Below are 25,146 nucleotides of genomic sequence, written 5' to 3'. Positions count from 1 at the left end.
TGCTTCCTTGCCATTCCATTCCTCCTTCGTGGCCATTCCTAAAATAGAAATTGGACCATTCAGAAGGGGGCAGATCAGTGTTAGGAATTGTGCATAGGTTCGGAGCTAAACACAAGGGAATACGTACTTTATTAGCAAATCGATGAAGTGATTTGTTAGGGTGCGTTTTGGCTAAAAATGTGACTGTTAATCACTTGGTCGTTGGTTCGAATCCAACTCGGGGAGCCACTTCGCGACAGGGCAGGATCTAGGCGCCAAAGAGCAGCCTTCCCCCCACCCAGATAACGAGCGCCGCGGTCAGCCAGCGGATAACCCTTTGCGGCAAGTATTGCAGCGCCATGAAGCTGCCGATCTGCCCGCCGATCGCCACTGCGACTAGCAAGGCCAGCCCGCCATAAAGCGCGCCACCAAGCAGTTGCGGTCCATTCTTGAGCAATTGTCCCGCCAATCCGAACAGAGAGTTCACCAGGATAAAGAAGCTGGCGGTCGCGGCGATGGCGCGCGCATTGTTCCAGCGATTAAGGTGCAGCAGCGGGGCGAGGAATATCCCTCCCCCGATCCCAACCAGCCCGGCAAGATATCCCAGCGGTGCGGCAGCCAGCGGCGCATACCGAGCCAGCCTGTGCGGCTCGGATTGGGATTCGGCCGACACGGGTAGCAGCATCGTGAGGCCCGTCAGCAACAAGCTCGCGCCCAGTAGCATGAGGAAAGCCTCGCGCCCGATCGGAGTGAGCCCGCCCAGCAATGCTGCAGGGGCTGCCAGCGCTGTAAGTAGCAGCGCGCCGCGCCACGGCGTCACCTGCGCCTTCGCAAAACGAATGGTGCTGCCGGCCACAACCACGATGTTGCACGCGAGCGCCAGCACCGGCAGCAGCCGGTAATCCATTCCAGAAAGCGCCAGCAGTGCGGCATAGGTCGAGCCGCCGCCGAAGCCCACCGCCGCATAGAGCAGCGCGGTGACGAAGAAAGCCGCGATGAGCCCGATCGGAACGAGGCCGGTCATGCTGCCGACCCCGAACCCACGGGCTCTATCGCCTCAATCAGACTGCCGCCCCGTGGCAATGCTTGTACTTGTTGCCCGAACCACAGGGGCACGGTGCATTGCGGCTGATTTCGAGCCCTTCAAAGGGGTTTTCGGCGTTCGTACCGCCCGGCCCGAAGGCTGCGCGCGGGCTGCCTGCCAGCGAGCCGAACAGTTCCGGGCGCTCTGCCGAACCGTCCATATCGTTCGAATCATCGAGTCCGGTGAAGGGATCGATATGGCCGGTTAGGAAATCGGGCAGGTCCGGCAGCGATTGCGGCTGTGGCGGCTGGATCCGAAGCTCGGCCTTGACGAGGATCTTGGTCACATCCTCGCGCAAGGTATCGAGCATCGTCTCGAAAAGGCCAAAAGCTTCCTGCTTGTATTCGTTGATCGGCTGCTTCTGCGCGATGCCGCGCATCCAGATCACCTGGCGCAGCGCATCGAGCGTGGCGAGGTGTTCCTTCCAGTGATAGTCGAGCCGTTCCAGCAACACCGACTTTTCGACCTGTCGCCAGATTTCGTGGTCGGTCGTGCCAATCTTCTGTTCCATCACTTCATCGGCCAAGGCCGCGATGCGTTCTTCGAGAAGTTCAGGTTCCACCTGATCCTCTTCAAGCCAAGCATCGATCGGCGGAGTGAGGCCGAATACCTCTTCGACCTTCTCCTTGAGGCCGGCGATGTCCCACTGCTCCGGGTATGATCCCGGCGGGCAAGCCTCGCCGACCAGCGCGTTCACCGTGTCGCGACGCATGTCGAGCACGACATCGTCGACGCGCTCGGCTTCCATGATTTCGCCGCGCTGCTCGTAGATCACCTTGCGCTGGTCGTTCATCACGTCGTCGAATTGAACGACCTGCTTGCGCACTTCGTAGTTGCGCGCCTCGACCTTCTTCTGCGCGGTTTCGATCGCCTTCGACAGCCATTTCGAACCGATCGCTTCGCCATCGGCGAGGTTCGAATTCATCATCTTGGCGAACAGCGTATCGGGGCCGAAAATGCGCAGCAGGTCGTCCTCAAGGCACAGGTAGAAGCGCGAAAGGCCCGGGTCACCCTGGCGCCCCGAACGGCCACGCAGCTGGTTGTCGATGCGGCGGCTTTCGTGGCGTTCAGTGCCAAGCACGAACAGCCCGCCCGCTTCGAGCACCTTCGCCTTTTCCGCGGCGACCTCTTCACGGATGCGCTGCTCGGCAGCGTCGCGCTCAGGCCCTGCGGGCATATCGCCCAGTTCGTCGTCGATGCGGAACTCAACATTGCCGCCCAACTGGATGTCCGTGCCGCGGCCAGCCATGTTGGTGGCGATTGTCACCGCGCCGAGACGACCTGCCTGCGCCACGATATGCGCTTCCTGTTCGTGGAAGCGGGCGTTGAGCACGGCGTGCTTCACACCTTCCTTGTCGAGGAACTGGCTGAGCAGCTCGGACTTTTCGATCGAGACGGTGCCCACCAGCACCGGCTGGCCGATTACGTTCTTCTCCTTGATCGCCTTTGCGATCGCGCCGAACTTGTCGAGCGTGTTCTTGTAGAACTCGTCTTCCTCGTCGATGCGCTGGACCGGCACATTGGTGGGGATTTCCACCACGTTCATCTTGTAGATGTCCCAGAACTCGGCCGCTTCGGTGGCTGCGGTGCCTGTCATGCCCGAAAGCTTGGGATACATGCGGAAATAGTTCTGGAAGGTGATCGAGGCCATCGTCTGGTTCTCGGGCTCGATCTTCACCCCTTCCTTGGCTTCCACCGCCTGGTGCAAGCCATTCGACCAGCGGCGGCCGTCCATCATGCGCCCGGTGAACTCGTCGATGATGACGACCTTCTCGTCCTTCACGATGTAGTCCGTGTCGCGCTTGAACATGATGTTCGCCTTGAGCGCTTGGTCGAGGTGGTGGACCACCTGCGTATTCTCGATGTCATAGAGGTTCCCGGTCGCAAGCAGCCCCTTGGCGAGGAGCAGCTTCTCGATCTCGTCCGTGCCTTCCTCGGTCAACTGGATGTTACGGGTCTTCTCGTCCTTCTCGTACCAGTCTTCGGGAATGCCCTTCACCACTTCGTCGAGCGCGACATAGAGGTCGCTCTTGTCCTGGGTCGGGCCGGAAATGATCAGCGGCGTGCGCGCTTCGTCGATCAGGATCGAGTCGACTTCGTCGACGATCGCGAAATTGAAGGGGCGCTGCACCATCTGGTCGCGCGAATGCTTCATATTGTCGCGCAGGTAATCGAAGCCGAGCTCGTTATTGGTGGCATAGGTAATGTCGGAATTATAGGCCTCGCGCCGCTGGAATTCGCCGAGGTTGGGCACGATCACGCCCACGCTCAGGCCCAGCCAATTGTGCAGCTGCCCCATCCATTCAGCGTCGCGCCGAGCGAGATAGTCATTCACCGTCACGACGTGCACGCCCTTGCCTTCAACTGCGTTGAGGTAGGTCGCGAGCGTCGCCACCAGCGTCTTGCCCTCGCCCGTCTTCATTTCGGAGATTTCGCCGCGGTGGAGCACGATGCCGCCGATCAGCTGCACGTCGAAATGGCGCATGCCGAGCACGCGAACCGAGGCCTCTCGCACCGTAGCGAAAGCTTCGGGCAGGATATCGTCGAGCGTGGCGCCTGCTTCGAGTTGGCGGCGGAACTTGTCGGTCTGGGCTTTAAGCTCGTCATCCGAAAGCGCCTGCATCTGCGGCTCGAGCGCATTGATCTGGTTGACGATTTTGCCGAGCGACTTGACGTAACGATCGTTGGAAGAGCCGAACAGCGATTTGGCGATGGTCTGAAACATGAGAGCGGTCCTGACGGGACTTGAATTGTAATAGATGCAGCCGCGCGCATCTTGCGCCGGCTGCCTAAGCTGCAACGGTGGATGGAAATTGGAGCGCTATTCGTGCGCGCGGTCGATCCCGTAGAGCACAGGCGGGCGCATCACACGCTTGGTGCGCTTCGCCGGCTTTTCGTCCTTGCCCGGATCTTCCGCACGGCTACCCGCTTCTTCGTGGCTGCAATTGCGGCGCTCTTCGGCACTGTCGTCAGCCGATTCCGCACTAACGCCGATCTCGCAATTAAGCGCCTCAACAATCGAGGCATTGGCCGGCGTACTGACGGCGACAAGGCCGGTCAGAAGCGCAAGGCAGGCGAGAAAGCGACGAAGCATGACCCGCTAAATACGCATTCTTGTTTCGCTCGTCCACCTCTCAAGGCGGATTTACTGTGCGGCACAGTCGGGCTAGCGAGGGCGCATGGAACTCGACGCTTCGCCACTGGCCCTTCCCTTCCCCGACATGCCCCCGATTTCGGGAGTCACGTTGCGTGTCGCATTGGCGCGCTACAAGAACTGGGACCGGGCCGATCTCACCTATGCCGAACTAGCAGAGTGCACGGCGGTTGCAGGGGTATTCACCCAGAGCGCCTGCGCTTCGAGCGAAGTCGAACTGGGCCGTGAGCAGGTTAAGCAGGGGCGTGCGCGTGCGCTGATCGTCAATGCGGGCAATTCCAACGCCTTCACCGGCTATCGCGGGCGCGAGGCGGTCGACCAGATCAGGGCACAGGTCGCCGAGCATCTCGGATGCGGAACGGATCAGGTGTTCGTCTCGTCGACCGGCGTCATCGGCGTTTCGCTGCCCAAGGACAAGGCACGCGCCGGAGTGGCGGCGGCGCTTATTGCCGAGCCTTGCAATTGGGAAGATGCCGCGCGGGCGATCGGCACCACCGACACTTTCGCCAAAGGGGCCCATACAAGCGCGATGCTGGGCGGAACCCGCGTGGAACTGGTCGGCTTCATCAAGGGTTCGGGCATGATCGCGCCCGACATGGCGACCATGCTCGGTTACATTTTCACCGACGCAGCAATCGAGCCGGGGTTCCTTCAGGAACTCCTCACTCAGGCGAACCGGCAGACATTTTCATGCATCACGGTCGACGGCGACACTTCGACGAGTGATACAGTCCTGGCCTTTGCAACCGGTGCGGCGGGCAATGCCCCCCTCGCCTCATTCGACGATCCCGGCGCCGATGCCTTTGCCGCAGCACTGACCGACCTGTGCCGCCAGCTTGCGCAGCTTGTCGTGCGTGATGGCGAAGGCGCGAGCAAGTTCATCGCCATCCGGGTAAGCGGCGCCGTTTCCGACGATAGCGCGCACCGCATCGCCCTCAGTGTCGCAAACTCGCCCTTGGTCAAAACCGCCATCGCGGGCGAAGATGCCAATTGGGGCCGCGTCGTGATGGCGGTCGGCAAGGCTGGCGAACCTGCAGATCGGGACAAGCTTTCGATCGCCTTCGGCGGCATCTGGACGGCTAAGAACGGCCTGCCGGTCGAAGGTTATGACGAGGCACCGGTGGCAGCCCATCTGAAGGGCAAGGAGATCGACATTTCGATCGAGCTTGGCTTGGGCGAAGGCCATGCCACCGTATGGACCTGCGACCTTACCCACGGCTACATTTCGATCAACGCGGATTATCGTTCTTGAGGGCTCTCGACGAGGCGATCCGGCGCCTCGTGCGCGATGTCAGCGAAAGAGCCATCCTGCCTCGGTTCCAGAACCTCAAGACCGGCGAGATCACCGAGAAGGCGGCAGACGATCTGGTCACTGTCGTCGACCACGAGGCGGAGGCCATGCTGGCCGAAGGCCTTGCGCGGATCGACGGTTCGATCGCTATCGTCGGTGAAGAAGCCGCGCATGACGATCCGGCGATCCTGCGCCATTTGTCCGCCGATTGCTGGATCGTCGACCCGATCGATGGGACGCACAATTTCGCGCATGGCAAGCCGCCCTTCGGCATAATTATCGCGCAGGCAAGCGGCGGCGTGTGCCACGCTGGCTGGATCTACGACTGCCTTTCAGGCCGCTTCTGCCATGCACATCGCGGCAATGGCGCATTTGTCGATAGAGAACCCGTCACTGCGCGAACCACCGGTGAAGACCCGCTGGTGGCGGCGATCTCGCGGCTTTTCCTCAATGATGAGCAACGCGCGATGGTCGATGCCAGGCTTGCGCCATTCTACCGGCTGGTCGACATCCCGCGCTGCGCTGCCGAACAATATCCGCGGCTAGCGCTGGGCCAGAATGACGTTTCGAGCTTCGAGCGCACGCTGGCATGGGACCATGCCGCAGGCGTGCTCTGGCTGAACGAAGCGGGCGGCAAGGCGGCGCGGTTTGACGGCAGCGCCTATCGCGTCGACGAACAGCACAAGCCGGGCCTGATAGGTGCATCAAGCCCGGCGTTGTGGGATCAATTCGCCGAGCGAGCGCTCGGCCTCTGATTTTCAGAGCACGCCTTCGAGCCAGGCCTTGAGCGCGCTCTTGGGTCGAGCACCGGTCAGGCTGGCTGCGGGCTGGCCATCCTTGAACAGGACGAGGAACGGAATTCCCTGCACGCCCAGTTTCCCGGGCACGTCGGGGTTTTCCATGATGTCCATCTTGGCGATCGTAACCTGGCCAGCCAGCTCGTCGCTGATTTCTTCCAGCGCAGGCGCGATCATCTTGCAGGGGCCGCACCAATCAGCCCAGAAATCGACGAGAACGGGCTTGTCGGCGTCGAGCACATCGCTCTTGAAGCTTGCATCGGTCACATTGACGGTGGCCATGGGGAATCTCCTGAATTGCGTTGGTCCATAACTAGGATTTTTTCCGCGTCACTCAATGGTTGCGGCTCAAAAGCTTTCCTGCGTGGTTTGGAAGGCGATTTTATACCGCTGCACAAGCTCTTGCGGCAGTTCGAAAATTTGCGGTGTCTGGGTGTAAAGAACGCCCGCGCGTACCGCCCGGCCGGGATAGATCGCCTCCAGCGCCGCGACATATGCCGCCATCTGGCGAAGCGTCGTTTCCGGAATGTCCTCCATGCGCGCAGGCGGGCGGCGGGCGGTCTTGAAATCGACCACCGTCACGCTGTCATCCCGCACCAGCAGCCTGTCGGCGGTTCCGGCCACGACCTGCCCACCCACTATCGCCGCCAGCGGCACTTCGGCCATTGAGCCTGATGTGAATGCCTCCGCAAAATCGGGATGTGCGAGCACAGCGAACGCGCGCTCGAGTATGTCGGCCCGTGCGGCAGCATCCAGATCGGCTGCTTGTCGCTCAAGCCAGCGTGCTGCGCGCGCTTCGCGCTCGCCCTCGGGCACATCGGGCAGGCGTTCGAGCAGGCTGTGGATCAGCACGCCCCTGCGCGCGGCCTCGCGTGCCACTTCGGGAAGGAGCGGCGGGTCGCTGCCCTGCTCCTCACCGGCAGAGGAAGGCGCGAGCGGGCGCGGCGGGCGTGGTTCCGGCCCAATTGGGCGGCGCAGCCAGCTTGGCTCATCGAACCCGCCCGAAGCCACTTCGACATCGCTCGCTCGGACCGGCAATTCGGCCCGTTCGCCCCACTCGAAACGTCCGCCCCACAAATCGTCCGCCAGCGCCTCACCGCCAAACAGCGGGGCCAAGCGCGCATACCAGCTATCGGCATGCGGGGTCTTGTCTCTCGGGCTCAGCGATCCGCCGATGAACAGCGCCTCCTCCGCACGGGTCATCGCGACATAGAGCAGCCTCCAGTGCTCCTGCAGTTCGGCAATTTCCGCGGCCGATTGGGCTTCAGCGATCCGGCCTGCGCGCTGGTCCTTCGTCAGGCCCGGCAACGGCACGCGCGGCGTTCCCGCGTCATCTTCTCCCGGCAGGTCTTCAGCCAGTTCAAGGTCTCGCGCACGGCCCGGCTGGCTGGTGGCATCGGCGAGGATCACGATCGGCGCCTGCAACCCCTTCGAACCGTGGACCGTCATCACGCGCACAAGATCGGGCGCATCGTCCGGATCGCGCTTGAGCATCCCCTCCCCCGCATCGAACCACTGGATAAAGCCTGTCAGGCTGGGCGTGTGCACGCCCTCATAGGCGAAGGCGGCGTTGAGCAGCTCGTCGATCGGGTCATTCGCCTCGCGGCCCAGCCGCGAAACCAGCTTCGCGCGCGCCTGCCACGGGCCGACCAGCAGCCACTGTAGCAAAGCCTGCGGCGTCTCGAAATCGGCCAGCGCCAGCAATTCGCGCAACCGCGCGACCGTGGCCAACACAAACGGATCGCCGTGATCGCGCAGATGGTGCCATAGCCGCTTGCCTTCCTCGCGCGGGACATGCGCAAGCAGATCGTCCTGCGTCCAGCCGACCAGCGGCGACGACAGCAAGTTCGCCAGCTCAAGATCGTCGAGCGGCTGCGCGGCAAAGCGCAACGCAGACATCAGGTCTTTCACCGCCAGCGGCTCACCCAGCCGCAAGCGGTCGACCCCGGCAACCGGAACGCCGCGCGCATGGAGCCGCGCGACGATAAGCCCCGCCAGATCCTTGCGGCTGCGCACCAGCACCATGATGTCGCCTGGGCGCGCGAGCCGGTGGCTGTCCTTGACCAGGGCGAAGGGCTCGTCTCCCTGCGTCCATCGCGCGACCTGTTTGGCGATCTGGTCCGCCATCAACCGGTCATGCTTGGCGAGCCAGTTCTCCTTGCCTTCGGCATCTTCGCCATCGCTACCAGCCGCGGCCCCGCGCTCGTCTCGCACCGGGTTCCATAATGTGACGAGACCCGGGCGCTCTTGCCCTTCATGCCTGCGATATTCTTCCTGCAGGCCCAGCGCAGAAGGACCGATAGCTTCGACCGCCCTGTCGACGAATGCGAGCACCGGCGCACCGGTGCGGAAGGATTGGCCAAGGTCGAGCTCTTCCAGTTCGCTTTGCTGCAATCGAACGCGTGCCTCCGCCGCATTCTGCGCGGCGGCCCCGATCGCGGCCTTCACCCTGTCGCGTGCCGAGCGGAAATTATTGGGGCTTGTGCCCTGGAATCCAAAGATCGCCTGCTTGTAGTCCCCGACGGTGAAGATCGTGCGGATCTTGTCTCCCGCCGCGCCTTCGCCCGAGAAAAAATCGTCGATCAACGCGTCGATGATGCGCCATTGCGCTTCATTGGTGTCCTGCGCCTCGTCGACAAGGATGTGGTCGAAATGCCGATCAAGCTTGAAGCGGATCCAGTCGGCGGCGGCCTGCTCTTTCAGGAGCGCCGCCGCCCGTTCGATCAGATCGTCGAAATCAAGCAGCCCTTCGCGCGCCTTGGCCTCATCCCAGCGCAGCGCAAAGGCACGCCCGAGTTCGAGCGCCGGAGCTAGGAAGTCAGCGAGTTCGAGCAGGGTCCGGAATTCGCGTACGAGCCGAATGTTCTCCTGAACCTTGCCGACATAAGTGCCGTATGCCGGATCACGCTTGAGAATGTTGCTTAGCTGTCTCGGCGCGTCGGTCGTCTTCGTGAACAGGCCAGCGTAGAGTGCGTCGATGGTGCGTGCGCGTTCCAGAGGGGCTAGCGCAAGCCAGGCATCGATTGCGGCACTCCCTTCGCGACCCGTGCCGGTGTCCCATGCAGCCAGAGTCTGCTTGCAGCGTAGCAGGCTCATTGTATCGAACGTGTCGTTGTCGCACATCTCCGCGACATGGGTTTCGCTTGCATCGCTCGGAATGCCGAGCAGGCGGCGTACCCGCGGCGCCATCGGCGGCTGCCATGCCGCGCGCCCGAACCACAGTTCGCGCGATTTGGCGCAGCGCATTAACCAGCCTTGCAGGGCATCGACGCCCTTGGTGCGGCTGAATTGAGCGACCGTATCGAAGATGCCGGCGTCGTTCATTCGTTCGGCATCTACCAGCATGTCGCCCAGCACATCGCGGGTCAGCAATTGCCGCTCGCGATCCTCCATCGGCCGCATGCCCGGCACCAATCCGGCCTCGCTGGGGAAGTTCGCCAGCAGCCATTGCGAGAAGGCATGGATCGTATCGATCCGCAGCCCGCCGCCGGGGCAATCGAGCACGCTTGCAAACAGCGTGCGCGCCCGCGCTCTTGTGGCAGGATCGTTGGCCGCGCCAAGGTATCCCAGCTCTTTCCCCAGCGTCGCTTCGTCGATCCGCACCCAGCGAGCCAGCACCGAATTGATCCGCACGGCCATTTCGGCCGCGCCCGCCTTAGTAAAGGTGAGGCACAGGATCTGCGACGGGTCGACCTGCGGTTCGAGCAACAACCGCAACACCCGGGCGGAAAGCACCTGCGTCTTGCCGGTGCCAGCCGAAGCCGAGAGCCACACGCTCAGGCCGGGATCGGCGGCTTTGCGCTGGTTGTCCCTGAGCGGATGAACCTTGCCGCTCATGCCTCGCCCTCGCCTTCATCCGCGAGCCTGATCTGCCATTCGGCAAGGCGCATCAGCTGGTCATAGTCATTGTAGCCCGGGTAATCCGGATTGAGCTTGGCGGTGAAGGGATGATCTCCCTTGATGTATTGCGCGATCGCCTTGTGCAGGAAGCGTTCGTGTGCTGGAAGGAATTCCTCCGGCAAGAGGCCGCTCTTCTTGTTCCCGACCTTCATCGGCTCATCGACATATCCGAACTCGCCATCCTTGCGCTTGGCCAGCGACCAGTATTCGAACCCGTTCGCTTGACCTGACAGCCCCTCGAAGTCTCCCTCGCTCGCGATCAGGCCCAAAGTGCCCAGTTGCAGGGCGTATCCCGCCTCCACCTGCGCGGCCGATGGCGGATGCCCCGTCTTGTAGTCGACAATCGCCAGTGTCCGGTCGGGCAGCCGGTCGATCCGGTCAGCCCGGCCATAGACCCGCACGCCATCGAACTTCATCTCGCCCTTGCACTCAATCGCAACGATCTCGCGATCGGGTTGTTCGTCGATCGTGCGTGCGACCCATTCCAGCCCTTCGTAGAGTCGCGGACGCCAAAGCCCACGCAGCAAGGGATGGATGTTCGCTTCGCCCAGCACTTCGCTGGCGACCGCCAGTATCGGAACCTTCGTCCCGTCAAGCCGCAGCTTGTGCCAGCGGCACAGCACTTCATGCGCCAGCGTGCCCTGCCACGCGAAATCGCGCGCGGGATCGGCATCGAGCGGGTCCAGCTTCGACAGGCGCAGGATCTCCTGCGCGTAGAATTGGTACGGATCGCCCAGCAGCCGGTCGAGGCCTGTCACCTTGATCGGGACGTCGCGCAACGCCGCTGAAGGTCGCGGCTGCGGGCGCGGATAGGGCGCAGTTGAAGGAACGAGCCGATCAAGTCGCACCGCCAATGCGGGGATGCGGGTTTCCCGGTGATCTTCTGCCCGTTCGCCCAGCAGCGCTTCAATCCGCAGCAGGAAGCGCGACGGGATCGTCGGCCCGTCCATATCGCGGATCGCGCGAGTCAGGAGCACTTCGGGCGCGCCTAGCGCGCTGGCGAGGTCATGCGCGGCAAGGCCAATGCGGAATTCAGGCCCTGGCATGCCGAGGGCACGCAGGATCGCCGGGGCCAGCAACGGGTCAGGCGATGGCGCCTGCGGCCATGTGCCTTCGTTGAGCCCGCCGCAGATCACCAGATCGGCGCGTGTCATGCGCGATTCGAGCAGGCCGTAGATCGCGACACGCGGATGGCCGCCATAGGGCGGACGGACCGCCACCTGATCCATTGCATCGCGCAGCGCGGCGTGCAGTTCGCCTGGTGCGATACCGGCCCCAGCTTCGCGCGCATGCAGGCGGAATTCCTCAACCAGGCGTGCCAGCGCGCGCCCTTCTTCCTGCGCCCAGAGATCCTCGCCAGCCAGCGCCTCACCCAGCTGCGCCAGCGCGTCGAGCGAGTCAGCCAGCGAGATTTCGCCTTCGCTACCAGCCAGCGATACCAGTGGATCGAGCAGTTGCTCGACTTCCTCCCACCAAACCTCGACTCCGGCCCTCCGCGCGACATTGCGCAAGGGCTCCATGCCCGGTGACGGACGCGGCCCGCGCAACCGCCGCTCTAACGCCCGAAGGGCCTCAAGCCACGCACGCCGCGCATCCCCTCGCCGCACCAGCGGATGGCCGAGCGCCGCCACCAGCGTCACAGGGGCAAGCCCTTCCGACACTAGCTCTGCTAGCTGCAGCAGGAGCCGCCCCGCAGGCGTGAGCGAAAGCGGGCGACCGGCTGTGTCATCGGCGACGATATTCCAGCGCGCCAAGTGCTGCACCACGCGCCGCGCCAATGCGCGATCGGGCGTTACCAAAGCTACGCGCCGTTCGGGCACTTCGATCGCCTCGCGCATCGCTAGCGCGATCGCCTGCGCCTCTTCTTCGCTGGTCGCGCATGTCAGCAGGCGCACACCCGAAAGTCGCCGTTTGTCTGCGCTGAGGTCCACCCAGGCCTTGCTCGCTTCGGGCGGAAGGAACAGCGAGGAAATCGCATGGCTGCGCTCAGGCGGTGCCGCGCCCAATCCCTTGCGGTGCCAAGGGTGAACTTCGCCGCGAGCCACGCCCATGCGGTTGAGCAGCAGCTTGAGATGATATTGTGGATGCGTCGCCGCTTCACCTGTCGTGAAGGGCAAGGCGCCGGGCTCGGGCGCTTGCCCTGCCCGCCCAAGTTCCTGCCAGGCGGCATCGTCCATCGCCAGATCGAGATCGGGCAGGATGACGGCGCCCTGCGGCAATTCGGCAATCACTCGCAGCAATCGCGCAAGCGCGGGCGCCGCGCTGGTTATGCCTGCGGCAACGATCGGCGTTGCGGGTGGAATTTCGCGCCAATGCTGTGCAGCGCGTTCGAACAACATGTTGCGGCGTGTCGCAAGATCGACCTCGCCACGTTCGGCCAGCCGTGCCCGCCACAATTGCTGGACGAGCGCGAACAGCTTGGTGCTGCTTAGCCAATGTTCGGCAAGGTTCTGGCTTTCGCCAAGCACAGCTTCGCTCAGAAAATCTTCCGGCTCGACTCCTTCGGCCAAAAGCCGGTCCATCGTGCCGCCCAGTTCGCGTGCCAGGCGCAAGAGTGCCGCGTTGCCGGGCACCGGCTTGCCTTCGCGCTCCATTGCAAGCCGCAAAAGTGCGGCGAGTTCGAACCAGCGACGCGTGGGGTCTGCCGCCGGTGGAATGTCTTCTGCGCCCAGCGGGTCGAGCAGGCTCCCCAGCGCCTCGTCGAGCTCGACATCGCCCACCATGACCATGCGCGGCATCAACAGCCCTGCCGCCCCGGTTTCCCCGGCATGGCGGATGAATGCTTCGCTCAGGCTGCGCGCCGCACGGCTTGAGGGCAGCAGCAGCGTCAGCCGCGCCAATCCTAAGCCGGGCTCGGAATATCGCGGGACGAGCCCGGCAACCAGCGCATCGGCAAAGCCGCGGTGTGCCGCGATCGAGTATATCTCTGGAAGCGTCGCCTCAGCCACGCCGCAACGCAGCTTCCGTCGGCGCAATCGCGTCCGGCGTGCCGACTTCAAACCATTGGCCGGTGAAAGAGATGCCGTAGAGGCGACCTTCCTCGATCGCCCGGTTCCACAGGAGATTGGTGGAGAATGGGCCTTCCGGCGCATCGCGCAACAGGCGATGCGAAACCAGCTGGATGCCGGTAAAAATGAACGGAGCGATGCGGCCTTGCTGTCGTCGACGCAGGCGACCCAGCGCATCCATATGGAAATCTCCCTGCCCGGCGAAATTCATCGCGCGGGCATGCGGGACAAGCAGCAGCAGGGCGTCCATCTGCGCGGGATCCCACCGCGCGGAAAGATCGTGAAACGCGCTGCGCGGCCCCTCAAGCCAGATATTGTCGGCATTGAGCGAAAAGAACGGATCGGGCAGCTGCGGCAGCGCCTTAAGCATGCCGCCACCGGTTTCCAGCAACTGCTTGCGCTCGTCCGAGATAGTGATCGCAGGCATTTTGCGCGCGCGCAAATGGGCTTCGAGCGCGTCGGCAAGATAGTGGACATTGACCACCGCCTTTGCGACCCCGGCTTCGACAAGGCGATTCAGTGCGTGATCGATCAACGGCTTGCCCGCGACGCGCACCAAAGGCTTCGGCTGGCTGGCGGTGAGCGGGCGCATCCGCTTGCCCAGCCCGGCAGCAAGCACCATCGCGGTGTCGCTCGCCAGTTCGTTCATGCGATCGTCCCCCCACCGCTGCGGCGCAGCGCGTCCGGGATATTGGCGTCGAACCAGCGTGCGACCGGAGCGAGCGCGGGATGTGCCAAGTCCCGCTCCAGCAGGGCCCAGACGCGCGGGATGAGCTCCAGGTAGCGTGGCTTGCCGTCACGCTTGTAGAGGCGAGTGAAAATCCCCACGATCTTGGCATTGCGCTGCGCGCCGAGCCGCGCGTAGTCGGCCTCGAAGTGGACGCCGGGACTGGCTGCCGCGATATAGCGATCGAGCATCGCACGCTCGAGCTCTGGCGCCACATCTCGCCTCGCATCCTGCAGCAGCGAAACCAGATCGTAGGCAGCATGGCCCACCAGCGCGTCCTGGAAGTCGATCAGGCCTTGCGGGGCGCCTTCACGCGGATCACCCAGAAGCATGATGTTCTCGGCATGGTAATCGCGCAGCACGGTCACTCCGGGCTGCTGGCGCGTCAGCAACGGGGCGAGAACTTCCTCCCATGCCGAGCGGTATCCGTCCTGATCGACGGCGAGGCCCATTGCAGGGCAGTACCATTCGGTGAACAGGCCGGTCTCGCGCTGGTATGCCGCCATATCATAGGGTGCAAACGGCCCGGCCGGTTGCAAATGCAGGGCCACCAGCGCATCGACCGCGCCTTCATAGGCAGCCAATTCGCCCGCAGGATTGTCGTCGAGCCAATCGCGCATCCGGTCGGTTCCGAAATCCTCCAGCAGCACCCAGCCTGCGGCGGCATTGGCCGCATAGATCTGCGGTGCACGCGCGCCATGCGCGGTGAGGTAATCGGCAACGTCGAGGAATGGCTGCGAATCTTCTTGCGGCGGCGGGGCATGCATCAACATCGCACCGCGCGCACCGTCGCGAATGCGGAAATAGCGCCGGAACGAGGCATCGCCGGGAATCGCGTCGATCTGCGCCCCGCCCCACCCAGCCTCAGCGAGAAATTCTTCCAGTCCTTCAGGCCATTCGCTCATGGCATGCGCCCTACCCAATCGCCCCCCGGCTGCACAATCGCGCGGCGGCCCTGACCCACAATTTCGAGCTCCAGCGAAAGGCATCCCGGCTCATGCGCGAACCCGCCAGCCCTTGCCGGCCATTCGGCGATCAGCGCGGCATCCTCGCGATAATCGTCGAGCCCGAGTTCGCGCAATTCCGCAGGGTCGTCGAGCCGGTAGAAGTCCGCATGAACCATCGGCAGGCGCAGCGGCGGCGCATCATAGGTTTCGATGATAGTGAAAGTGGGCGACGGCACTTCGCCCGCATGGCCCAGCGCATGCAATATTGCGCGCGCGAGCGTGGTCTTTCCGGCGCCAAGATCGCCCTCCAGCGCCACAACATCGCCCGGCATCAGCCGTGCAGCGATCCGTGCTCCGAGCGCTTCCATCGCTGCGAGGTCTGGCAATTCCTCGATCACGGCAGCCGGATCATCGCGGTTGTGCCCACGCCCTTGCGGCTTTCCAGCGTCAGCGTTCCGCCATGCGCCTCGACCAGCTGGCGAGCGAGCGGAATGCCGAGGCCCTGTCGCCGCTCGACCTTGCCATCGGGCGTCACCCTCAATCCTTCGCTCAAGCGCCCCAGTTCCTGCTTGGTCATGCCGGGGCCATTGTCCGACACCACGATCCGCGCGCCTTCGCTGGTGCGGGCAATGTCGATCAGGATCTTGCCGCCCTTGCCGGTTGCAGCGATCGAATTGTCGACCAGATGGCCGATCGCGCGCGCCAATTGCCTTTTGTCGGCTTCTATCGCCCCTCCCGGATTGCCCCGGAGATCGACCGTAAGCCCGGCATCCTTGATCGCTTTCTCGCGCTCACGCACGATCTCGGTAACGAAAGAAAGCAGCTCAAGTCGCTGCTTCGAAATCGGCAACAGGCCTGCTTCGCTCTGCGACAGGTCGAGCACATTCTCCACCTGCTCGGTTAGTCGCGCGACCGATTCAAGGATTGCTTCGACATATTCCTTCATCTGGTCGCTTACCGGCCCTGCGGCCCCGCTCTGGATCAGCTCGGCGAAGCCGCCAATAGAAGTGAGCGGGGTACGGAACTCGTACGACATGTTGGCGAGGAAACGCGCCTTGACCGCATCCGCCTCTTCCAGTGCCTGGTTGCGTTCGCGAAGCGCCGTTTCGGCCATCTGAGAATCCGTGATGTCGAGCACGGTCAAAAGGCCGTTGCCGTCGGGGAGCGGAACCCCGGCGAATTCGAGCGTGCGCCCGTCCGCCAGTTCTACCCGCCCGCCCTTTTCGCGCCGATCGAGCGTGGCTGCGCGCACGATGTCGCCAATCGCCTTGGCTTGCCCGGGCTGAGCGAGGTTTGGCGCGATCGCTGCAAGCAATTCGTCTGCAGACGGGTGGTTGTCGAGCAATTCGGGTTCGAGGCCCCAGGTGCCGGCGAAGCTGCGATTCCACACCTGTAGCGATCCGTCGGGCGCAAATACCGCAAGCGCTTCGAACAGGCTGTCGAGCATGGCGGTGCGCGTGCGAAGCAGCGTGTCGCGCGTTGCGGAAAGCGCGAGTTGCTCGGTGCGATCCTCCGCAAAGACCACCAGTCCGCCGTCAGGCATCGGCTGCGCCACGACTCGCAAATGCATCCCGCCGGGCAGCGGCCAGGCTTCCTCGCGCGCTTCGCTCGCGCCGAACCATTCCAGATGTTCGCGACGCCAGGCCGGGAAGTCGCGGACTTCAGGCGTCCGCCGCTTCTCTCGCGCATCGCTCAGGAAACGGTCGAATTGAACTCCATCGCCGACGATTCCAAATGGCAGGTCGAACAGCCGCAGGAATGGCTGGTTGGCGAAAACCAGCTTCTGCGCCGCATCGAATTGCGCCACGCCCACCGAAAGCTGATCGAGCATTGCGCGCTGCGCCTGCCTGAACGCCCGCAATTCGCGCGCCTGCTGCTCGATCTCCTCGATGTCGATCGCATAGCCGGCGATACCTTCCTCGCCGATCGGCAGGTCGCTGACCCGCAAAAGGCGGCGCTCACCATGGATCGTGGCCGGGACTGTCCGTTCGGAAGCTCCGCCATGCTCCGCAACCTCGCGCGCAATATCGCCTGCCGCACGGCCCTTTTCGGGCTCGAGCAACTCGATCTGGCGAGTGACGACCTGCTCCGCGTCATCGGCACCGACCGCTTCAACATAGGCACGATTGACCAGCCGCAGGCGAGCGTCGCGCCCGCGAAACCACATCGGAATCGGCGCAGCCTCGATCAATCCGACCAGCGCAGTGAAATCGCCCTGCGCCTGAGCCGCCTCCCCTCGCAACCGCGCGAGTTCGCCTTCGCTTTCGGTGAAGTCGAAGATCCACACCAGTGCCGCGCCGCCTGGCGCAACCCGCGGGTCGGCCAGAGTGCCGCGAAAGGCAAAGCTGCGGCCCGAACCGGGCAGGCTGAAAGACAGTCGAAACGGAGCTGCGGTCTTCTGGGTGCGGCGGACCGCGTCGGATAGCTGCGAAAGTTGGTTGGCTGTGATGCCGAAACCATCCTCGCCGCTTGCCAGTTCGGTGAGGAACTCTGGCACCTTGTCGAGCCCAAGCCAGCCAGCCAGCCGCTCATGCGCCTCGATCCGTCCGTCGCTGCGCACAAGCATTGGAATGGCCGGAGCTTCCTCCAGCATCCCGTTGACGCGCGCCAGCGAACGCCGAAGCGCGTCGTGACGCCGCGAGCGCTGCGTGGCGCGGATCATCATGATGGCGGCAGCGACCGTCCAGGCCGCCAGCACCAGGCCGATCAACGTCAAGGCAATGGGTGAAAACTCCATGATATCCAGCTATGCGCGCGGACGCCCGGATGCAACGCCCCTGCAAAGGAAAAGCCCCCGCAAAGCGAGGGCTTTCCATTTATCAGCGACGAACCGCTGGCTGCTCAGTAGCGATAATGGTCGGGCTTGAACGGCCCTTCCATCGGCACACCGATATAGGAAGCCTGCTTCTGGCTCAGCTTGGTGAGCGTAACGCCCAGCTTTTCGAGGTGCAGCGCCGCGACCTTCTCGTCGAGGTGCTTGGGCAGCACATAGACCTGGTTGTCGTATTCGTCGGACTTGGTGAACAGCTCGATCTGCGCCAGCGTCTGGTTGGTGAAGCTGCTGCTCATCACGAAGCTGGGGTGGCCGGTGGCGCAGCCCAAATTCACCAGGCGGCCTTTGGCGAGCACCAGGATCGACTTGCCATCGGGGAAAGTGACCAGGTCGGTGCCCGGCTTGATTTCCTTCCACTGGTAATTGTCGAGAGCCGAAATCTGGATCTCGCTGTCGAAGTGGCCGATGTTGCACACGATCGCCATGTTCTTCATCGACTTCATGTGCTCGCCGGTGATCACGTCTTCATTGCCGGTGGCGGTCACGAAGATGTCGGCGCGCTTCGCCGCATCGTCCATCGAGACGACTTCATAGCCGTCCATCGCCGCCTGAAGCGCACAGATCGGGTCGATCTCCGTCACCATCACGCGGGCACCGCCGTCGCGCAGCGAAGCTGCCGAGCCCTTGCCCACGTCGCCATAGCCCGCAACGCAAGCGACCTTGCCCGCCAGCATCACGTCGGTGGCGCGACGGATCGCGTCGACCAGCGATTCCTTGCAGCCATAGAGGTTGTCGAACTTCGACTTGGTCACGCTGTCGTTCACGTTGATCGCGGGGAAAGGCAGCTTGCCCTGCTTGGCGATCTGGTAGAGCCGCATCACACCGGTGGTGGTCTCTTCCGAAACGCCCTTGATGTTCTTGACCGACTTGGTGAGGTAGCCCGGCTTGGCCTTCACGAAGGCTTTGAGCGCGCGCTGGAATTCGATTTCCTCGGCATTGGCAGGATCGGGCATGGTTTCGCCCGCTTCGATCCGTGCGCCCCACAGGGCGAACATGGTCGCGTCGCCGCCATCGTCGAGGATCATGTTGGCGGTCAGGTCCGGGTCGCTTTCGCTCGCCCAGTCGAAGATCTTGCCGACATAGTCCCAATATTCGGCCAGCGTTTCGCCCTTAACGGCGAACACCGGGATGCCGCGTGCGGCGATCGCGGCGGCGGCATGGTCCTGCGTCGAGAAGATGTTGCAAGTGGCCCAGCGCACTTCTGCGCCAAGCGCCACCAGCGTTTTGATCAGAACCGCGGTCTGGATCGTCATGTGCAGCGAACCGGTGATGCGCGCGCCCTTGAGCGGTTGCGACGCGCCATACTCCTCGCGCAGTGCCATCAGGCCCGGCATTTCGGTTTCGGCGATCGAAATTTCATCGCGGCCGTATTCGGCGAGCGAGATATCCTTGATGATGTAATCCTGGGCTGCGTTGGCCACGAACAAGCTCCTGAAAAGGCAATGCGCGCCAGTCTGCGGCGCACGGGGAATTGCGTGTTGGAGCCTCTAGCGATTGCCCCAGCGCGAAGCAAATATAAAAGAATCTTTATATGCTCAATCATTGCGGAGCGCTGCCAAGCCTCTATATCGGGCGCTCACAGACGGGATCACGAAAGGATATTACGCGATGACGATTTCGGTTGGTGACAAGCTTCCTGATGTCAAACTGGTCAAGGCGACCGAAAACGGCCCCGAACAGGTCAGCTCGGCGGAATATTTCGCCGGCAAGAAGGTGGCGCTGTTCTCGGTGCCGGGTGCCTTCACCCCCACCTGCTCCGCCCGGCACCTGCCCGGCTATGTCGAGAAGGCGGCGGAACTGAAAGCCAAGGGGGTCGACGAAATCGTCGCCACCGCAGTCAATGACGCCTTTGTGATGGGCGCCTGGAACAAGGCCGCGGGCAGCGACGACATCACCATGCTCGCCGATGGCAATGGCGCTTTCGCAGAAGCGGTTGGCCTGACCATGGACGGGTCGGGCTTTGGCATGGGCAAGCGCGGCCAGCGTTACTCGATGATTGTCGAAGACGGCGTGGTGAAGGAACTCAACGTCGAAGCGCCGGGCGATTTCTCGGTCTCGAGCGCGGAGCACATGCTCGGCCAGCTCTGACTGGGCTTTTCCCGAGTCGCAACGTGACGATGCGGCTTTAGTTGATGAAACACATGCGCGGGGTGCCTTCAATGAAGGCGCCCCGTTTCAATTTGGGCGATCGACGGTTCAATGAGCCTGCCTCCGGCATGAAAGAGGGCGCCGCGAAGCTATCAGGCGAAATCGATGTAGGAAAATCGCAAACGACCGCCCAGCGCTTCACGCCTACGCCGCTTCGGGGGCGCCCGATCCGCCCTTGGCGCCCGAACCAGCTGCTCCGCCCGCATTCCACCCGTGCCAGATGATCGCGACGCTTGCGACGAAGGTCGCCACGATCAGCCATGGCTCGGAAAGCAGCGAGAAGCGGCTGAACAGCCAGTGGAAGCTCTCAACCCGCCCCAGCGTTTCGAAGCCGATCCCCTGCGCCGCGATGAACCCTGCGGCCACCAGGAACGGGCGGCCATGTTTCGGCGCGAGGCGATAGAGGTAGAGCGCGATCACGAAGGCGGCGATATTGCCGACCCCCATCGCATAGGAAAAGCGATAGGCGGTTTCGGGCGTGTCCGACGAGAAGCCCGGCACATGCTGTTCGAGCAGGCGGAAAACGATCGGTGCGACCAGGAACAGCGTGGTCGAGATCATGTAGCGCGAATGGAGCTGCACGTTCCGGCGCGCCTTCAACCCGCCATAGAACAGCACTGCGAAGCCGATATTCGCCAGCGGATCGAAAGTGCCGAACTGCCCGAGCGAGAAATTGGCCGGATCGTCGAGGCCAGCCGCCAGCGTTAACGTTTCGGCATAGATCGCCATCACACCGCCGACGAGGAACAGCGGGAACGCCACGAAGCTCGCCAGCCCCACGGTCTTGTGGAACGCGCGCTTGCCATTGTGGATCGACCAGCTCTGCACGATGACCAGAACCGCCCACAGAAGCGCGCCCGCGGCATGGACATGCCAAGCGGACTTCCCCGCCGGCAAATTGGACAGATAGCCTGGCCAGAAAGCCCAGAGCGTGAGCCCCAGCATCACAATCAGGTAACGGTGCGCATTGGCGAGCGGCATGGCAATTCTCCCCCTCGAGAATCGACCCGGGAAGCTGTGTGGACCCGGCCCGCACCAAACTCAATGGGCCGCGCTTCCATTGCCCCCATCGCTTGCCTTTACCCTTGATGACATTGCCCTTTTTTGCGCCTAGCATGCCGCCGGTGTCGCATCCTGGGAGGGGAGTGGCAAAATGCCGGAAGGGCAATTCAACTTCATAATTATCGGCGGCGGTTCGGCTGGCGCCGTGATTGCCTCGCGCCTGAGCGAGGACCCGTCATGCAAGGTCGCGCTGGTCGAGGCAGGCGGCCACCCGCCCGAGCGCGAGCGGATCCCGATGGCGACAGCCACGCTGCAATGCGATCCCGAAGTCGACTGGATGTATCGCGCCAATCCGGGCAAGGCCGGGCGCGGCATGAAGGACGGGCGGATGTTCCTTCCCCGCGGCAAGATGCTCGGCGGCTCATCGGGCATGAACTACATGGCCTATGTGCGCGGCCACCCCGGCGATTTCGACAAGTGGGAAAGCCTTGGCGCAGACGGCTGGTCGTATGATCGCGTGCTGCCCTATTTCAAGAAGAGCGAGCGCTTCAACGCCACCAATGCCGTCAGCATCGACCCCGAATCGCACAGCGGCGACGGGCCGCTGGGCGTGTCGGTGCGTTCCCCTGTGCTGCCGCCGTCGCTGCAGTTCATCAGCGCCGCCATGGCAAGTGGCATTCCCGAAGGCGATTACAACGGCGCCGATCGCCGCAACCCTGCAGGCGTGGTTTCACTGTTCCACACCACCACGGAAAAGGGACAGCGTTCGAGCACTTATCACGCTTTCCTAGAAGGTACGGCCGAAACGCGCGACAATTTGACCATCGTGACCAAGGCCCATGTGACGCGCGTGCTGCTCGACGGAGAAGGCGACACTCTGCGCGCGTCCGGCATCGAATATGAGGATAGCACCGGCAAGCGGCACCGGATCCAAGCTGCGAAGGAAGTGATCCTGAGCGCCGGTGCGATCGGATCGCCGCACATATTGCTTCTGTCGGGCATCGGCCCCCGCCGCGAACTCGAATTTGCCGAGATCGAATGCCGGCTCGATTCGCCGCATGTCGGCAAGCATCTCAAGGACCACCTGCTGCTGGGAATGATCTTCGATGCGCCCGGCGTCGGCATCCCGCTGGGCCAGGCCGGGCTCTAGCTCGGCCCCGATGCGCTGCGCGGCCCCGGCGGACCGTTGCCGACGGACCCCGCCGAGGACGCAAACCTGCCGGATGAGCTCAAGGCGCTGAAGGCCGAATCGGAGCGGCAATTGGCCGAATATCTCGAAAGCGGCAGCGGCTATGCCTCGTCCTCGCTCTACGATGCAGGGTTGTGGTGCCAGTCGGGCCTGGGTGACGAGCACAGCCACGATATCCAGATCGGCTTCGTCCCGACCGCCTTTGGCGAGGACTTCTTCGGCGGCCTGTGCAACCTCGACGTGGCAAACCAGTATGAAGACCATAATGTGGCGCTCGACCCGATGGCTCCGCGCGTCACCTTCGTGGCAAATCCCGTGCTTCAGCGCAGCGAGGGAGAAATCACGATCAGGAGCGCCGATCCGCACGAACATCCGCAGATCGACCTCAATTATTACGGCGATCCGCACGATCTGAAGCAGATGGTGGCGGCGATGCGCCTATGCCTGAAGCTGGCGCAGAACTGGCCTGAGCCGGGCATCGGGGAGTGGTTCGCGCCGCCTGACCTGGCGAAGAAGCACGGCTATCGCCCCGGCGAGGAGCCGAGCGACGCCTTCCTTGAGAACGTCGCACTCCATTATACCAATACGATCTATCACCAGTGCTGCACCTGCCGGATCGGCGACGTGGTCGATCCAAGGCTTCGCGTGCTTGGTGTGGATGGCCTGCGGGTGGCGGACGCCAGCGTGATGCCCGATCATGTCAGCGCCAACACCAATGCCGCCTGCATCATGATCGGCGAGAAAGCCGCCGAGATGATCGCCAGCGACAATGGCGTGCGGCTGGCGAATTTCGTGGGTTAGGCCAGCGGGCCTCAGCCGTAGCCCATCAGGCCGAGCACTTCCTTGCGGCTGCGCGGGTCGTCGAGGAAACAGCCCAGCAGCCTGCTGGTTATCATGCTCACGCCCGGAGTGCGTACACCGCGCCCGGTCATGCAGCCATGTTCGGCTTCGATCACGACAGCTACCCCGTGCGGCTCGAGATTGTCCCAGATGCACTTCGCGACTTCGGCGGTGAGACGTTCCTGGATCTGCAACCGACGGGCATAGCCGTGCAACACGCGCGCGAGCTTGGAAATGCCGACCACCCGGTCGCGCGGCATATAGGCGATCGCGGCCTTGCCGGTGATCGGCGCGAGGTGGTGTTCGCAATGGCTCTGGAACGGAATGTCCTTGAGCATCACCAGCTCGTCATAGCCGCCCACCTCCTCGAATTGGCGCGAGAGGTGGATCGCCGGATCTTCAGCATAGCCCTGGCAATATTCCAGCCACGCCCGTCCAACGCGCTTGGGCGTGTCGAGCAGCCCTTCGCGCGCAGGATCGTCCCCTGCCCACTCGATCAGGGTGCGGATCGCATCCTGCACATGTGCGGGCACGTCGGGCTTGCCGAGTGGATTGTCCTCGTCGTGATCGTGCTGACAGCTCATGCTGGCTTCCTGCTTGCTGTGGACGGCGCGCCTGCCGAGGGCACGCCTTTCCTTTGCGGAAAATGTTGCGCTTGGCAAATGGCCGGATGCGCGATCGGTTCCCCCTGCCCGCTTGCCCTGCGCGTGGCCACTCCCATATTGAAGGACGCATGCGCGAACATTTTGGCCCTCCTGCGGAAGAGTTCGAACGGCTGGCACGCCGCGCGCTCGACACCATGCCCGATCATTTTCGCGCCGAACTCACCAGCGTGGTGCTGAAGATCGAGGAGTTCGCCAGTCGCGAACAGCTCGAATCGGTCGGGATCCGAAGCCGCTGGGAGCTGAGTGGGCTCTACCAAGGCCGCCCGCTGACCGAGAGGACCATCTGGGAATCGGGCGGAATGCCGCCAGTGATCAGCCTGTTCCGCCAGCCGCTGCTCGCCGAGATGTACGAAACCGGCGTGGGCCTGGCCGAACTGGTGCATCATGTCGTGGTGCACGAGGCCGGCCATCACTTCGGATTTTCCGACGATGACATGCATGCGATCGAGGATTTCGAGGACGATTGAAGTGCGGCGATTGGCCGTCCCAACACAAAAGGCCACCCCTCTGACGAGGGATGGCCTTTTGAAGCGCGCTCAAGCAGCGAAGCGTTAGCGCAGCAAATCGAGGCACCCGGAACGATTGTCCTCGCCCTGACGGGCTCGTTCGTCTCGGCTTCGCCTCGACTCCGAAGTCCGAATTTTCCAAAGGTACAACACAAAAGGCCACCCCTCTGACGAGGGACGGCCTTTTGATGGCGCACCCGGAACGATTCGAACGTCCGACCCCCAGATTCGTAGTCTGGTGCTCTATCCAGCTGAGCTACGGGTGCGCGCTAGGGGGCGCCACATAAGGGGGCTTGGCGCGCTTGGCAATCCCTTATCGGGCATCTTGCGCAAAGAGATTGCGTGCCAGCGCAACATCGAGCGGCGGCTTATGCAGGGCGAGTACTTCGGGCGGCGTGAACCAGCCGATCTCCTCGCCTTCCAACGCATGCGGATCGCCGCGCCACTCACGCAATATGTAAAGCAGGATGACAATCGGCGGAGCGCCCGATTCGTCCGCCCCCTGCGCAAACCCGGCGGGCTGGCAACCTTTTGAGTCGACCGCGATGCCGAGTTCCTCATGAAGCTCACGCGCGAGCGCTTCTACCGGGGATTCCGTGGATTCGACCTTGCCGCCGGGGAACTCCCACAGCCCGCCGTGATGCTTGTGCAGCGGCCTGCGGTGCATCAGCCAGCGTCCTTGCGCGTCCTGCAAAGCTGCGGCCACTACCAGCATCCATGTCGGAATATTTTCCACTCGAAGCGCCCCCATCAACCTTTTCTTAACGGGTTGAGCCGAAAAACGAAATTGTCAGGACGCAGTCACAGAGGTTGTCCATGAAATTGTCGAACTTCCTTAAGCGTATCGGAATCGACAATTCCGGGGCAACCGCAGTCGAATACGGCCTGATCGTGAGCTTGATCGTGATTGCCTGCATTGGTGGCATGAATACTTTTGCCAATTCCAGTGACGGCATGTGGACTAACGTCACGAACAGGGTGAGCGAGGTGGTGGATCGGCAGCCGTAAAGTCGGAGGGTCCGGAATTAGGACCTTTTTAAGAGCTGCCCTCTACTACCGCAAAAGTCCCTACGGTC

Annotated in this window: 21 protein-coding genes and 1 tRNA gene; 7 read left to right on the top strand and 15 right to left on the bottom strand. The window is 63.1% G+C overall.

Annotated elements, in window-relative coordinates:
• Positions 1-247 precede the first annotated feature (247 nt).
• The 3 genes from VRS74_RS11225 to VRS74_RS11215 form a co-directional block, all read right to left on the bottom strand.
• Positions 248-1,003: a sulfite exporter TauE/SafE family protein gene (locus tag VRS74_RS11225; protein ID WP_354145356.1), complete on the bottom strand. Its 756-nt coding sequence runs from the start codon at positions 1,001-1,003 to the stop codon at positions 248-250.
• Positions 1,004-1,040: 37 nt separating this feature from the next.
• Complete coding sequence (secA, locus tag VRS74_RS11220; RefSeq protein ID WP_354145355.1) at positions 1,041-3,788, bottom strand: preprotein translocase subunit SecA; 2,748 nt, start codon at positions 3,786-3,788, stop codon at positions 1,041-1,043.
• A 96-nt stretch (positions 3,789-3,884) separates the two neighbouring features.
• Positions 3,885-4,157: a hypothetical protein gene (locus VRS74_RS11215; protein ID WP_354145354.1), complete on the bottom strand. Its 273-nt coding sequence runs from the start codon at positions 4,155-4,157 to the stop codon at positions 3,885-3,887.
• An 85-nt stretch (positions 4,158-4,242) separates the two neighbouring features.
• On the opposite strand from VRS74_RS11215, the gene argJ reads away from it, so the two are divergent.
• Both argJ and VRS74_RS11205 read left to right on the top strand, forming a co-directional pair.
• Entirely contained in the window at positions 4,243-5,469 is a 1,227-nt protein-coding gene (gene argJ, locus VRS74_RS11210; RefSeq protein WP_354145353.1) for a bifunctional glutamate N-acetyltransferase/amino-acid acetyltransferase ArgJ, read from the top strand.
• Positions 5,466-6,263 (top strand): inositol monophosphatase family protein, encoded by a 798-nt coding sequence (locus VRS74_RS11205; protein ID WP_354145352.1) that lies wholly within the window; start codon positions 5,466-5,468, stop codon positions 6,261-6,263. Before argJ ends, VRS74_RS11205 begins: the two co-directional genes overlap by 4 nt.
• Positions 6,264-6,266: 3 nt before the next feature.
• Here the strand turns inward: VRS74_RS11205 and trxA are convergent, their stop codons facing one another.
• The 8 genes from trxA to ahcY form a co-directional block, all read right to left on the bottom strand.
• Entirely contained in the window at positions 6,267-6,587 is a 321-nt protein-coding gene (gene trxA / locus VRS74_RS11200; RefSeq protein ID WP_354145351.1) for a thioredoxin, read from the bottom strand.
• A gap of 66 nt (positions 6,588-6,653) precedes the next feature.
• Complete coding sequence (gene addA / locus VRS74_RS11195; RefSeq protein WP_354145350.1) at positions 6,654-10,142, bottom strand: double-strand break repair helicase AddA; 3,489 nt, start codon at positions 10,140-10,142, stop codon at positions 6,654-6,656.
• Positions 10,139-13,153 carry a double-strand break repair protein AddB gene (addB, locus tag VRS74_RS11190; protein ID WP_354145349.1) on the bottom strand — a complete coding sequence of 1,005 codons (3,015 nt, stop codon included), beginning with the start codon at positions 13,151-13,153 and terminating at the stop codon, positions 10,139-10,141. The genes addA and addB overlap by 4 nt, the downstream gene beginning before the upstream one ends.
• Positions 13,146-13,862 carry a nucleotidyltransferase family protein gene (locus VRS74_RS11185; protein WP_354145348.1) on the bottom strand — a complete coding sequence of 239 codons (717 nt, stop codon included), beginning with the start codon at positions 13,860-13,862 and terminating at the stop codon, positions 13,146-13,148. The genes addB and VRS74_RS11185 overlap by 8 nt, the downstream gene beginning before the upstream one ends.
• Entirely contained in the window at positions 13,859-14,845 is a 987-nt protein-coding gene (locus tag VRS74_RS11180) for an aminoglycoside phosphotransferase family protein (RefSeq protein WP_354145347.1), read from the bottom strand. Before VRS74_RS11180 ends, VRS74_RS11185 begins: the two co-directional genes overlap by 4 nt.
• Entirely contained in the window at positions 14,842-15,285 is a 444-nt protein-coding gene (gene tsaE / locus VRS74_RS11175; protein WP_354145346.1) for a tRNA (adenosine(37)-N6)-threonylcarbamoyltransferase complex ATPase subunit type 1 TsaE, read from the bottom strand. The genes VRS74_RS11180 and tsaE overlap by 4 nt, the downstream gene beginning before the upstream one ends.
• Positions 15,282-17,624 (bottom strand): sensor histidine kinase, encoded by a 2,343-nt coding sequence (locus VRS74_RS11170; RefSeq protein WP_354145345.1) that lies wholly within the window; start codon positions 17,622-17,624, stop codon positions 15,282-15,284. Before VRS74_RS11170 ends, tsaE begins: the two co-directional genes overlap by 4 nt.
• A gap of 104 nt (positions 17,625-17,728) precedes the next feature.
• Positions 17,729-19,141 (bottom strand): adenosylhomocysteinase, encoded by a 1,413-nt coding sequence (gene ahcY / locus VRS74_RS11165; protein ID WP_354145344.1) that lies wholly within the window; start codon positions 19,139-19,141, stop codon positions 17,729-17,731.
• 187 nt (positions 19,142-19,328) lie between these two features.
• On the opposite strand from ahcY, the gene VRS74_RS11160 reads away from it, so the two are divergent.
• A complete protein-coding gene (locus VRS74_RS11160) occupies positions 19,329-19,808 on the top strand; it encodes a peroxiredoxin (RefSeq protein ID WP_354145343.1) in 480 nt (159 codons plus the stop codon).
• Positions 19,809-20,012: 204 nt separating this feature from the next.
• Here VRS74_RS11160 and VRS74_RS11155 read toward each other — a convergent pair whose 3' ends face one another.
• Positions 20,013-20,849 carry a hypothetical protein gene (locus VRS74_RS11155; RefSeq protein WP_354145342.1) on the bottom strand — a complete coding sequence of 279 codons (837 nt, stop codon included), beginning with the start codon at positions 20,847-20,849 and terminating at the stop codon, positions 20,013-20,015.
• Between the two features lie 172 nt (positions 20,850-21,021).
• On the opposite strand from VRS74_RS11155, the gene VRS74_RS11150 reads away from it, so the two are divergent.
• Together VRS74_RS11150 and VRS74_RS11145 are read left to right on the top strand one after the other, a co-directional pair.
• On the top strand, positions 21,022-22,020 hold the full coding sequence (locus tag VRS74_RS11150) for a GMC family oxidoreductase (RefSeq protein WP_354145341.1): 999 nt from the start codon (positions 21,022-21,024) through the stop codon (positions 22,018-22,020).
• A gap of 36 nt (positions 22,021-22,056) precedes the next feature.
• Entirely contained in the window at positions 22,057-22,860 is an 804-nt protein-coding gene (locus VRS74_RS11145) for a GMC oxidoreductase (protein WP_354145340.1), read from the top strand.
• Positions 22,861-22,871: 11 nt separating this feature from the next.
• Here the strand turns inward: VRS74_RS11145 and folE are convergent, their stop codons facing one another.
• Positions 22,872-23,483, bottom strand: coding sequence for a GTP cyclohydrolase I FolE (gene folE / locus VRS74_RS11140; RefSeq protein ID WP_354145339.1), 612 nt, complete (start codon positions 23,481-23,483; stop codon positions 22,872-22,874).
• 149 nt (positions 23,484-23,632) lie between these two features.
• Between folE and VRS74_RS11135 the strand changes: the two genes are divergently transcribed.
• Positions 23,633-24,031 (top strand): metallopeptidase family protein, encoded by a 399-nt coding sequence (locus VRS74_RS11135; protein ID WP_354145338.1) that lies wholly within the window; start codon positions 23,633-23,635, stop codon positions 24,029-24,031.
• Between the two features lie 228 nt (positions 24,032-24,259).
• Here the strand turns inward: VRS74_RS11135 and VRS74_RS11130 are convergent.
• Positions 24,260-24,336, bottom strand: a tRNA-Arg gene (locus VRS74_RS11130).
• A gap of 47 nt (positions 24,337-24,383) precedes the next feature.
• Complete coding sequence (locus VRS74_RS11125) at positions 24,384-24,821, bottom strand: (deoxy)nucleoside triphosphate pyrophosphohydrolase (RefSeq protein ID WP_354145337.1); 438 nt, start codon at positions 24,819-24,821, stop codon at positions 24,384-24,386.
• A gap of 65 nt (positions 24,822-24,886) precedes the next feature.
• On the opposite strand from VRS74_RS11125, the gene VRS74_RS11120 reads away from it, so the two are divergent.
• A complete protein-coding gene (locus VRS74_RS11120; protein ID WP_354145336.1) occupies positions 24,887-25,078 on the top strand; it encodes a Flp family type IVb pilin in 192 nt (63 codons plus the stop codon).
• Positions 25,079-25,146 lie beyond the last annotated feature (68 nt).

This window comes from Altererythrobacter litoralis (genome assembly GCF_036324225.1).
Lineage (GTDB): Bacteria > Pseudomonadota > Alphaproteobacteria > Sphingomonadales > Sphingomonadaceae > Erythrobacter > Erythrobacter litoralis_A.
The sequence above is the reverse complement of the archived record's forward strand: the minus strand, read 5'-3'. Positions and strand labels throughout refer to the sequence as shown.